Source organism: Fodinicola feengrottensis (assembly GCF_039530045.1).
Taxonomy (GTDB): domain Bacteria; phylum Actinomycetota; class Actinomycetes; order Mycobacteriales; family HKI-0501; genus Fodinicola; species Fodinicola feengrottensis.
In genome coordinates, this window is sequence record NZ_BAAANY010000020.1 from 510650 (window position 1) to 522442 (window position 11793).

Below are 11793 nucleotides of genomic sequence, written 5' to 3' on the forward strand. Positions count from 1 at the left end.
CCTAGGGCGTCCGCGCGCAGCCGTACGTCCCCGAGCCCACGCGCGACCAGCAGCTCACCACCGCTGAGCGGCCGCCAGTCACCCCCTCCCAGACCCGCAGCACCCGGCTGTCCATTCGTACGGTCACCGTCCGCCGCTCCCCCGGCGGCACGTCGTCCGCGATCGCCCAGCCGGCCAGCCGCACCGACTCACCTTCTGGGCGGACGTACACCTGGACGACCTCGCGACCCGGCCGGGTCCCGGTGTTTTCCAGCTCTACCAGCACATTTTCGTTTTCGACGCGGACGCTGTGGTACGCCCACGTCGTCCAGCCCAGCCCGTGCCCGAACCAGAACCGCGGCTCCTTCTCGCCGCCGTCCCAGCCGCGATAGCCGACCCGCACACTTTCCTCGTACACCAGCGATCCATCGGTCGGGACCGGTGACCACGCCGGCCCATCTCCATCGGCAGCTGGGAAAGTCGTGACCAACCGGCCAGCGGCCTCCCGCAGCCCCAACAGCACGTCGGCGACCGCGTTGCCGCCCTCCTGACCCGGCAGGCCCACCCAGACCACCGCGTGCACGTCGTCCAGCCACGGCATCAGGACCGGCGTCGCCGCGTTCACCACCACAACCGTACGATCGGCGACCGCGGCCACCGCGCGGACCAGCTCGTCCTGGTCGCCCGGCAGCGCCAACGTGTGTTTGTCCACCGACTCGGTCTCCTGCTCGGTGGTCAGGCCGACAACCACCACGGCCGTACCCGCTCCCGACGCGGCCTCGACAGCGGCCGCGATGACCTCGACGGACGGCCGTGGCGCCGGCCGGGCGACCACGCCGAGCAGGCCCAGTGCACCCTGCGAGGTGTCCAGCCGGGCGGTCAGCCGGCTGCCCTGGCCGGCGGTGACGATGGTGGTCCACACCGGCGGGCTCAGGATGGCCGCGCCGAGGTCACCCGCGCTCAACACCAGCTCGACCTGGTGCTCGACGCCGTCGATCTCGACCGTCCAACGGCCGGCGCCTCGTACGCCCACCTCTACCTCGGTCGGCGCGGCCAGGTCCAACTCGGCGGCCAGTTCGACCCCGGCGGCGCCTTCGTGCGCGCTGGTCGTCATACCCAGCGCGATCATCGCGAGGTCGCTGGCGGTCGACGCGAGCTCCTCGCCGTCGGCCCGCCGGCTGGTGATCCGGATGCCCGGCATGCCGGTCTCCGGATCCCGTACGAACCGCGGATCGGCCACGTCCGGCGACTGGCGCACCTCGACTCCGTCGACCACCCGGACCCGGTCCGCACCCAGCGCCGCGACCAACCCCTCGGCGATGCTCACCACGTGCGGCGGACGGACCTGCGCGGACCCACCGCCCTGCGCGACCGTACCAAGAGCGTGCCGCCCGACCAGCACCAATGGCCTCGCCGCGGTCGGCGCGGCAGGATCCAGCGGCAGCGTCGAGCCCTCGTTGGTCAGCACCGTCATGCCACCCGCGGCGAGGGCACGCAGTTGCTCCCGCCGGACCGGGTCGGTTGGACCCGGCAAGCCCCTGACCGGCACCGGATCCGTCCACCACGCACCCACCCGGCTGGCCAACCGCAGCAGCCGGCGGGCGTGCTCCCTTACCACCTCCTCGGTCACCTCACCGGCGCGTACGGCCGCGAGCAACTGGTCACCCCACGGCCCCTGCGGACCCGGCATCACCAGGTCCTGCCCACCATTCGCGGACGGCACGGTGGTCTTGGTGGCGAACCAGTCGGACATCACCAGCCCGTCCCAGCCCCACTGTCCTTTGAGGACACCGTTGATCAACTCGTCGTGCTCGGTCGCGGCGACGCCGTTGATGTCGTTGTACGCCGCCATCACCGTCCACGGATGCGCGTCCTGGATCGCGATTTCGAAGGGCAGCAAGTAAAGTTCGTTCAGCGCCCGCGCATCGACCACCGAGTTGACGGTGTGCCGCTCGGTTTCCGATTCGTTGGCCACGAAATGCTTCACGCACGCGCCGACCCCGAGGGCCTGCAGGCCTCGTACGTACCCCGCGGCGATCCGGCCGGTCAGCAGTGGATCCTCCGAGTACGCCTCGAAAAGCCGGCCGCCCAGTGGGGTCCGGTGCAGGTTCACGGTTGGTCCGAGCACCACATGCACGCCCTGCGCGAGCGCTTCCTCGGCAAGCAGCCGGCCGACGCCGTCGGCCACTTTTTCGTCCCACGACGAGGCAAGCAGGGTCGCGTTCGGCAGCAGCGACACCCGCCGACCGCCAGTGAACTCGGAGCCGCGAACGCCGGTTGGGCCGTCCGAGAACACCATCGGCGCGAGGCCGATGGACTCTTCGCCGTACAGCTCGAACATCGCCGACCCGGTCAGCAGCCGGACGACCTGCTCGACGCTGAGGCTGGCCAGCGCCTTCTCCAGCTCTGGTGGGTCGGTGGGTGTAAAAGTCACCTGTACTCCTTCGGACTTTTGTCAGCGGACGCTGCGAATGGGCACGATGGCGAGGCCGCCCAGAGCACACCGGATGCCGGCGCCCCACATCAGCGCGAGGTAGTTGCCGGTGGCCGCCGAGCCGATCCCCAGCAGGACGCCCCCAGGGCCGCGGCGAGCGACTGCGGAAAGTGCGTTGGCGATGTTGAGCACTCCTAGTGTCCTGCGTCTGAGGTTCGTTGCTCTATTCGGTGATCCAGACGGTGATCTGAGTGCGCCGGAGGATCGTCCTCATACTGGTGTGTATGTGGGCGATTCTCCGGTGCTCTCAGTCGCCGTCTGAGCGCCGGAGAAAGTAGCGAACCTCGGGCGCAGGACACTAGATCCTTGGCCGCATCGTGCTTGCTCGGCAACACGTCGATCACCAGCGCGGTGTCGACGGCGACGTAGATCCCGAACCCGAGGCCCATGATGGCCTCCACAACGTAGAACCAGCCAAGCGAGTGGATGTGCGCGAGGACGACCAGTCCGACCGCGAAAACCAGCGTCGAGCCGATCACGAAAGGCTTTCGCCGGCCAGTACGGTCGGACAGCCAGCCGCCGAATTTCGCCGTCAGCACCAACGCGATCGTGTAGATCAGCACTCCGGTGGCGAGCGCCTTCACCGCATCCTCGGCGGTGAGGCCAATCTGGTTCTCCAGATAGAAAACTCGGTACGAGATGAACATAAAGGCCGCCAGCGTCAACAGAAACCGGGAAATCCAGGCGTACCCGAAATCTGGATACCGGATCGGATTGACCCAGAACGTCTTCGCGAACGCCAGCCAGCCACTGATCACCGGCCACTCGGAGATCACCTTGTCCGGCAACACAAACGCGTAGAGGACGACGGTCGCGAGCGCGAACCCGGCCGGCAGCACGAAAAGCAGGACCATGTTGTGGACGAACAGGCTCGCCGTGTACGCGGCCACCAGGATGCCGATGTTCTGCATCACGCCCACGTTCGCGGACACTCCACCGCGCCGGTGCTCGGGCACCTGATCGGCGATGGTGGCCAGCAGTGGCGCCAAAATCGCGTTGCCGGCAAGCTGGGCCAGGCACCAGCCGGCCAGCAGCGCCGGCACGGTGGGCGCGATCGCCACCATCGCCAACGCGATCACGAAGACCAGGCCACCGCCCACCATCCAGGGCCGCCGCCGGCCCCACCGCGAGGTCGTCAGGTCACTCAGCCGGCCGAACACCGGGTTCGCGATCATCGCCACGAAGGCCGCCACCGCCAGCACGTTCCCGTTCACCGTGGCCGCCGCCGGTCCGCTCACCAGAGTTTGGGTTTTCACCGCCAGGCTGACGGTGACCGGCGCCAGCAACGCGACGAACAGGCCGAACTGCGCGAACGCCATCGTCCAGACGACCGGTCTCGACACGTTCTCGACGACATCCGGCGGAACAGTCTGTGTGTTGGGGTTGGCCATGGACCCACTCCTCACGTCACCCGACCGAGTGGTTGGTCGGCTAAACGGTACGTGAGGGCGTACGTCTCGTGAAGCCCCTCACCGAAAGTCGTCCAGTATGTCCGTGACCAGCGCGGATTGCGGCAATGTCCGTACGCGGGTTTGCTCGTGTTTGAGTAGTCCTACTTGACTAGCGATGGATACTCGTGTTTGAGTAGTCACATGCTGGGAACCAGGTTGTTCATCCTCGGAGCGCTCGCCCAGGGCGGGCCGATGCACGGGCACAAGATCCGCGGCGCGGCTCAGCAGGATCGGGTCGAGCTGTGGTCCGACATCAAGCCGGGCTCGCTTTACGGCGCCCTGCGGCGAATGGCGGACGAGGGGCTCGTCGAGGTCGTACGCACCGAACAGGACGGAAATCTGCCGGCCCGCACGGTTTACGCGATCACCGACAACGGCCGCGCCGACCTCACCTCGCAGATCCACGCCGTACTCGCCGACGCGCAGCTACGGCCCGACCCAATGCACCTGGTCCTGCAGCATGCCGACGAGTTGGACCCAGCCGAGTTCCGTACGGCCATCCTGGCCCGCCGGGACGCGTACGCCACGCATCTCGACTTCATGCGCCACCTGCTCACCGAGGCCGAGCCCTATCTGACCGGCCTGGAACCGCTCGCGTTCGAGCACATCTTCCTGCGGCTGGAGGCCGAGCTCCAGTGGCACGACCGGCTGCTGGCCGCCGTCCCCCTTTCCGAAAAGAGTTGATTATGTCAACGAAATCCCCGCACGTTCTGGTCATCGGCGGTGGCATCGGCGGTCTTTGCCTTGCCCAGGGCCTGAAAAAGGCCGGCGTCAGCGTCGCCGTCTACGAGCGCGACTTCACCCCCGACGCCCGCCAACAGGGCTACCGCATCAATGTCAACAGTGCCGGCGCGACAGCTCTGCGCGACTGCCTATCCGGCCCACTCTGGGACGTACTCATCGCCACCGCGGGCGACGCCGGACGCGGGATCGCTTTCATGGATGAGAAAATGCACGAGCTGGTGACTCTTCGCGCGGACGGCCCCGGCCCGGACTCGACCGACCCCACTCATGGCGAGCACGCCGTCAGCCGCATTACGTTACGTAAGATCCTGCTCGCCGGCCTGGGCGATCTTGTCCACTTCGACAAGGAATTCGTCCGCTACGAGTCCCATATGGACGGCACGGTCACCGCGATTTTCGCTGACGGCACCACCGCCACCGGCGATATCCTGATCGGCGCCGACGGCAGCCGTTCGCGCGTACGCGCCCAACTCCTGCCCGCCGCCACCGTGACCGACATTCCGGCGGTGGGTTGCGCCGGCAAACTGATGCTGACTGAGCAAACTCTGCGTTGGCTGCCTTCCAGCCTGACGACCAGGAAAAACGTCTTCTGGCCTCGCCAGGACTTCCTTTTCACCGCCGTCTTCCGTCGCCGCGAAGACCCCGCCGAGATAGCCGAGCGCATCGGCGACCAACTCGCCACCCTCGGCCTGGACGCGAAGGAATTGATCGAGGACTCCCGCGACAACGACTACGTGATGTGGGCGATGATCGGCCACCGCGACACTTTTCCGCCCGATTTCAGCGACGCCACCGGAGAAACCATCCGGGCCACCATCAAAGGCCGCATTGCCACCTGGCATCCCCACCTGCGCCGGCTCATCGCCGAATCAGCGCACGACCAGCTCCGTGCCGTCGGTTTCACCGCCGCCACCCCCGTCCCGGCGTGGCGGACCAGCAACGTGACCGTGCTCGGCGACGCCATCCACCACATGCCGCCAGTGGGCGGGCTCGGCGGAAACACCGCTCTCCGCGATGCCCGGCTGCTGTGCCAGGCCCTCACCCGCGTCGATGCCGGAACCTCCGCGCTCCTTCCCGCCATCGAGAATTATGAAGCGGCGCTGCGAAAATACGGCTTCGAAACCGTCGGCGAAGCCGTTCGCAACACCCGGCAGGCCATCAGCCGCAACCCCGTCGGCCGCAGCCTCACCCGTACGTTCTTCCGCGTCTGCGGTGCCGTACCAGCCATCCGCCGTGCCACCCTGGAAGACTCCGACGTATACGACCCCCAACCCGTCGAACCCGCACGGTAGTTTCTCCGGTCACTCTTGTCGGGTGTCCGGAGGCTCGAGCTACGACTTCCAGTGAGTGGAAGGCGGCTTTCGGGACTGGCTGGGACCGAGCAAGGTGAACGGAAGCTGTGATGCCGGCGGAGGGGGCAGTCGGGTGAAGCGTGACACCTCGGCGCCGGCGCGAAGTGTGGCTGAGCGGGTGCTGAGCATCCTGGAGGTGTTCAACCCGGAACGACCGACGCTGCGGTTGAGTGACATCAGCCGGCACACCGGGATGCCTCTGACGACCACCCATCGGCTCGTCCGCGAACTGGTGTCGTGGGGTGCACTGGAGCGTGATCAGCGCGGTGGCTACTGGATCGGTCTGCGGCTCTGGGAAGTGGGCGCATTGGCACCGCGCAGCCTCGGTCTACGCGAAGCCGCACTGCCCTTCATGGAGGATCTGTACGAGGCTACGCACGAAAATGTGCAGCTCGCGGTCCGAGACGGTCGGGACGGCGTGTACGTCGAACGCATCACCGGCTGGGACGCGGTCACCGTACGCACCAAGGTCGGCGCGCGCTGGCCGCTGCACGCCACCGGCGTGGGGCTGGTGCTTCTCGCGTACGCACCGCACGACGTTCAGGAGCAGGTGCTGGCCGAGCCGCTCGTACGGTTCACTGACAAGACGATCACCAGTGCGCAGCAGCTGCGCCGGGTGTTGACCGAGGTCCGCCGCACCGGCGTCGCGGTCAGCGACGGACAGATCACCCTCGACGCGCTGTCGGTGGCGGCCCCGATCCGCGATCCGCAGGGCGAGGTCGCCGCGTCGATTTCGCTGGTAGTGCGCACCAACGGCACCGATCCGCTGTCGCTGGCCGCGGCCGTACGCGCGGCCGCCCGCGGGGTTTCCCGAGTCTTGCGCGGATCGCCGGCCCGGCCGGAGCCCACCACCATCGACGACACCGCCTGAGGAAGCACCCATGACCGTACGCACCCGGCCACCCTTTCGCGCCGACCACGTGGGAAGCCTGCTCCGCCCGCAAAAACTCCTGGAAGCGCGGGAAAGTTTCGCGGCCGGCCGGCTCGACTCGGCACAGTTGCGGGCAGTCGAGGACGACTGCATCCGCGAAGTCGTACGGATGCAGGAAAACGTGGGCCTGCGGTCAGCCACCGACGGCGAGTTCCGCCGCGGGTCGTGGCACATGGACTTCATCTACCAGCTTGGCGGGGTCACCAAGGTCACCGAGAACATCCAGGTCCAGTTCCGTAACAGCGAAGGCACGATCGAGTTCACCCCCTCCGGCATCCACGTGGACGCGCCGATCTCGCTGCGAAAGACCATCTTCGGAGAAGATTTCCGGTTCCTGCGGTCGATCGTCACTACCACCGCCAAACAAACCATTCCGTCGCCCAGCATGGTCCACTACCGCGGCGGCCGGGCGTCCATCGACGAGCGGGTCTATCCGGATCTGGACGAGTTCTGGGATGACCTTTCGGCCGCGTACGCGGCGGAAATCCGTGGCCTCGCCGACCTCGGTGCCACGTATGTGCAGCTCGACGACACCAGCCTCGCCTATCTCAATGATCCAGCGCAGCGTGCGCAGATCACCCGGATGGGTGCCGACGGCGAACACCAACACCTGCGCAACATCAGGCAAATCAACGAAGCCCTCAAAGACAAACCCGAGGGCCTCACCGTCACCACTCACCTGTGTCGGGGCAACTTCCGATCGTCGTGGGTGGCCGAGGGTGGGTACGACTTCGTTGCCGAGCCGTTGTTCGGCGAGCTCGCCGTCGATGGGTTCTTCCTGGAGTTCGACGACGCGCGGTCGGGCGGCTTCGAGCCGCTTCGGTTCGTGCCTAAGGGAAAGATGGTCGTCCTGGGTTTGGTGACGACCAAACGTCCGGAGCTGGAAAGCAAGGATGACCTCAAGCGGCGCATCGACGAAGCGGCCAAGTACGTGGACCTCGACCAGTTGGCAATCTCTGGGCAATGCGGCTTCTCGTCCACGGTGGAAGGAAATGCGCTCACTTACGACGAGCAGGTCGCCAAGCTCGCACTGATCGTGGAAACCGCCGCCGAAGTCTGGGGCTAGTACTACAGTACTAGCGAGTGGCCGCCACTGCGGCGGCCGGCCCTTGCGCCTGCAAGATGTCAAGGAACTCAGTCGTACGAGCCAAAAACTCGGCGTCCGCGGCCAGCTCGGCACCGAAGAACTCCAGGAAAGCCGCCGCCACCTGCGCCGAGGTGCTGGCAACGGGCAATCCGCGCAGCCGATCCAGAGCCGGGTCGGTGATGAATTCAGCACCTGCCACCAGATGCCCGTCCAGTGGTGCGACACAACGCAAAAACGCGGCGACGGTCAGTGCCAGGAAATCCGGCATCCGGCCAGCGAGACGGTTTTCCCGTACGGACTCGGCGATCCGCTGCGGCAGCTTCAACGAACCGTCGGAGGCGACCTCGCTGGTACGGTGGCCGAGCGCGGCATTCCCGAACCTGCCAAACAACTCCTCCACATAGGACGGCAGGTCAATCCCTTGTGGCGCGGTGAAAGTCGGCAGATAGTCCTCGGTCATCACCCGTCGGGCGGCCTCCTCGATGAAGGGCACCCGGATCGCCTCGGCGATGAACGCCTGACCAGCCAGCAGTCCCAAATATGCGATAAGGCTGTGTGTTCCGTTCAACAGCCGCAGTTTCATCACCTCGTACGGCCCGACGTCGTCGGTGAAGATCGCGCCGCCGGCTTCCCACCGTGGCCGGCCGGCGGCGAAATTGTCTTCCAGCACCCACATTCTGAATGGTTCGGCTGGCACCGGGATCGCGTCCACCACCCGCAGCTTCTCACTCACCAACGCCCGCACGGCCTCGGTGGTGGCCGGCACCATCCGGTCCGCCATCGTGCTCGGGAACCGTACGTGCGCGTCCACCCAGTCCAGCAGCGCCGGCACCCGCATCGCCTCCACGAACTCGCGCACCAACCGCCGCGTACGGCTGCCGTTGGACACCAGATTGTCGCAGCTCACCACCGTGATGCCGGACCCGCCGGCCAGCATCCGGCGGTGCAGGCCGCGGGCGATCAGGCCAATCGGGGTCCGCGGAGTGCTCGGATTTTCCAGGTCGTGCCGCACTTGCGCGGAGTCCACCGCGAGACCGAGGGTCTGCGGTGAGTACGAGTAGCCGCTCTCGGTCACCGTCAGGGTGATCACCCGGGTGGCCGGCGCGGCGATCGCGGCGACCAGCGCGGCCGGGTCCTCGGCGGCGATCAGCAGTCCAGTGTGGACGGACGGGATCGATACCCGCACGCCCAGCGGCGAAAGCTCGGCCACCGAGTAGAGCAGGTCCTGCGCGGCCAACGCCGACACAACCGTACGCGACGAGTTGGCCGCGGCCAGGATTCCCCACGGCCCTGGCTCTTCATGCATCGCGGCTGACGTGTAAACAGCCTGGTGGGCGCGGTGAAAATTGCCCAGGCCAAGGTGCACGATCCCGGTTTGCGCCGGACGCGCCAACAGGCCGCGCCACCCGGCGACAGCGCGCCGAGACAGCCCTGGCAGGGCCGGGATCCTCACACCCCCAGCCTAGTACTACATGTTCCGAGACCGCTTCACAGCCAGTCGCGGCGTTTGAACACCACGTAAAGCGTGCAACAGACGACCAACATCAACATCACCGCGAACGGATATCCGGCGACCCAGTGCAATTCCGGCATCACGTCGAAATTCATCCCGTACACCGTGCCGATCAAGGTCGGCGCGAACAGGATCGCGGCCCAGGAAGAAATCTTCTTCACCTGGTCGTTCTGCGCGAAGCTGATCTCGGCCAGATGTTTCATCTCCTCGTTCTGTGCCTGGCTGACCAGGGTGGCGTTGATCGTCAGAATGTCGCTGAGCATCTGCCGGAAACCGTCCACCCGCTCCGCAACAGTCGTCGCGTGGTCGGCGACATCTCGCAGGTAGCGGCGCAGCTCCTCGTCCGTGCCGTATTTGTCGAACCCCGCGGACAGGCCCTCGAGCATCTGCAGGAGCGGCCGGGTGGCCCGCTGGAACTCGATAACCTCACCGGACAGGTCGTAGATGCGCCGGGACACTTTGGGGTCGCCGCTGAAAACCTCGGTCTCGATCTCGTCGATGTCGTTCTGCAGTCCGGCCACGACCGGCGCGTAGCCGTCGACGACGGTGTCCATGATCGCGTAGAGAACCGCTTCGGGACCCAGTCGCAGCAGGTCAGGGTCGTGTTCCATGCGCCGTCTCACGGCCGCGAGATTCGGCGCCTCGCTGTGCCGTACGGTCAGCACGAAGTCCGGGCCGATGAAGACGTGCAGTTCGCCGAACTCCACCTTCTCGGTCTCATCCTGGTAGCGAGCCGCCCGCAGCACCACGAAAAGCGTGTCGCCGTAACGCTCCAGCTTCGGCCGCTGGTGCGCGGTGATCGCGTCCTCCACCGCCAACTCGTGCAGCCCGAACTCCTCGGCGGCGGACATCACCTGTGCCTCGGCCGGCCGGTAGAGACCGATCCACGCCATGCTGCCCGGCTTGTCGGACAACACCTGATACGTGTCCGCGAGGGTCGGCGGCGAATTGGTCCGCTGGCCGTCGAGATAGACAGCGCTGTCGATCACGCTCTTCTCGACCGGCGGACAGCGCCGCTCGTCGGCTGGCTCCAGCTGATGCTCGGGCGTGAGCGAATGCGCACCGTTGGCCGCGTACGCGACCGGCTGGGTTTTCTTGGGCAACAACACGCGCAGGCGATTAGTCATCATCGAAATGCCTTCTTCGCGGTGACGAGGGACGGCGACTATGCCGACCGCATCAGCGGCAGCTTTCGTGGGCAGGGGAAAAGCCCACGGGTGTGCGAGGAGATGTGTCGGGCAGTTTCAGCGACAACTAGGAGGTTGACTCGGCATGACGAGCCCCACCTCCTCATCCTCGAAAGGCACTGGTCACGCCGGTTCTGGCCCGGCGGCCCCGGCAAGCATACTGCTACCGAGTGAAGCCGTACGCGCGATATCGGTCACCGTCCGATTTCGGTCCGGACGGACAGGATCTCCGGGAAGAAGGTCAGGTCCAGCGCGGCCCGCAGGAACGCCACTCCGCTGGAGCCGCCGGTGCCCGGTTTGAAGCCAATCACTCGTTCGACGGTCTTCATGTGCCGAAAGCGCCAGAGCTGGAAACTCTCTTCGACGTCGATGAGTTCCTCACACGTCTCGTACTCGGGCCAGAACTCCTGCCGATTCTCGTAGATCCGCTTGAGCACCGGCACCAGCCGGGGTTGCGGTTGGTACGCCTGCGAAACGTCCCGTTCCAAAATGTCTGGTGGCACATTGTGTCCGTGCCGGCCCAAATAGCGCAGAAACTCATCGTAAAGGCTCGGGGTGTGCAGGGCGGCGCGTACCAACTCCTGGGCTGGCGGGTCGTACTCGAAAACGTCCACCATGTCGGCATTTTTGTTACCCAGCAGGAATTCCACCAGCCGATACTGCACCGACTGAAATCCCGACGAACGCCCCAGGAATCGACGGAATTCGGCATACTCGATCGGGGTCAGGGTGGCCAACACAGCCCATTGCTCGAAGAGCTGACGCTGGATGTGCTTGATCCGGGCCAACAACTTCAGCGTCTGCGCCAGGTCGTCGGCGGCCAGATGTGTGAGCGCGGCCCGCAACTCGTGAATGAGCAGTTTCATCCACAGTTCGGAGGTTTGGTGCTGGATAATGAAAAGCATCTCGTCGTGATGTTCCGGCACGCTGACCGGATGCTGCGCCCCGAGCAGCGTGTCCAGGTCCAGATACCTGCCATAGGTCATCGACTCGGCCAGATCGCGGTGCACGCCACCTTCGATCTGCCGCTGGTTCGACTCCACTGCCATGCCGGC

The 11793-nt window shown here is 66.1% G+C and carries 10 protein-coding genes; 4 read left to right on the forward strand and 6 right to left on the reverse strand.

Annotation, left to right across the window (positions count from 1 at the left end):
- Position 1 precedes the first annotated feature (1 nt).
- Genes ABD301_RS26505 through ABD301_RS26515 form a run of 3 tightly spaced genes read right to left on the reverse strand, consistent with a single transcriptional unit; the run spans position 2 to position 3864 of the window.
- Positions 2-2413, reverse strand: coding sequence for a glycoside hydrolase family 3 protein (locus ABD301_RS26505; protein ID WP_344313153.1), 2412 nt, complete (start codon positions 2411-2413; stop codon positions 2-4).
- Positions 2414-2434: 21 nt separating this feature from the next.
- Positions 2435-2605 (reverse strand): hypothetical protein, encoded by a 171-nt coding sequence (locus ABD301_RS26510; RefSeq protein WP_344313154.1) that lies wholly within the window; start codon positions 2603-2605, stop codon positions 2435-2437.
- A gap of 2 nt (positions 2606-2607) precedes the next feature.
- The gene (locus ABD301_RS26515; protein WP_344313155.1) at positions 2608-3864 is read right to left on the reverse strand and encodes an MFS transporter; all 1257 of its coding nucleotides are present in this window, start codon (positions 3862-3864) and stop codon (positions 2608-2610) included.
- A gap of 201 nt (positions 3865-4065) precedes the next feature.
- On the opposite strand from ABD301_RS26515, the gene ABD301_RS26520 reads away from it, so the two are divergent.
- The 4 genes from ABD301_RS26520 (at position 4066) to ABD301_RS26535 (ending at position 8017) form a co-directional block, all read left to right on the forward strand.
- Positions 4066-4608 (forward strand): PadR family transcriptional regulator, encoded by a 543-nt coding sequence (locus ABD301_RS26520; RefSeq protein ID WP_163569272.1) that lies wholly within the window; start codon positions 4066-4068, stop codon positions 4606-4608.
- Between the two features lie 2 nt (positions 4609-4610).
- Positions 4611-5960, forward strand: a complete 1350-nt coding sequence (locus ABD301_RS26525) for an FAD-dependent oxidoreductase (RefSeq protein WP_344313156.1) — start codon at positions 4611-4613, stop codon at positions 5958-5960.
- Between the two features lie 133 nt (positions 5961-6093).
- On the forward strand, positions 6094-6891 hold the full coding sequence (locus ABD301_RS26530; RefSeq protein ID WP_344313157.1) for an IclR family transcriptional regulator: 798 nt from the start codon (positions 6094-6096) through the stop codon (positions 6889-6891).
- A 10-nt stretch (positions 6892-6901) separates the two neighbouring features.
- Entirely contained in the window at positions 6902-8017 is a 1116-nt protein-coding gene (locus ABD301_RS26535; RefSeq protein WP_163569275.1) for a 5-methyltetrahydropteroyltriglutamate--homocysteine S-methyltransferase, read from the forward strand.
- Between the two features lie 10 nt (positions 8018-8027).
- On the opposite strand, the gene ABD301_RS26540 is transcribed toward ABD301_RS26535, so the two are convergent.
- The 3 genes from ABD301_RS26540 to ABD301_RS26550 all read right to left on the reverse strand — a co-directional run bounded on the left by ABD301_RS26540 (position 8028) and on the right by ABD301_RS26550 (position 11787).
- On the reverse strand, positions 8028-9491 hold the full coding sequence (locus ABD301_RS26540) for a mannitol dehydrogenase family protein (RefSeq protein WP_279580899.1): 1464 nt from the start codon (positions 9489-9491) through the stop codon (positions 8028-8030).
- A 35-nt stretch (positions 9492-9526) separates the two neighbouring features.
- Positions 9527-10681, reverse strand: a complete 1155-nt coding sequence (locus tag ABD301_RS26545; protein WP_344313158.1) for a magnesium and cobalt transport protein CorA — start codon at positions 10679-10681, stop codon at positions 9527-9529.
- Between the two features lie 251 nt (positions 10682-10932).
- Entirely contained in the window at positions 10933-11787 is an 855-nt protein-coding gene (locus ABD301_RS26550; protein ID WP_279580900.1) for a tryptophan 2,3-dioxygenase, read from the reverse strand.
- Positions 11788-11793 lie beyond the last annotated feature (6 nt).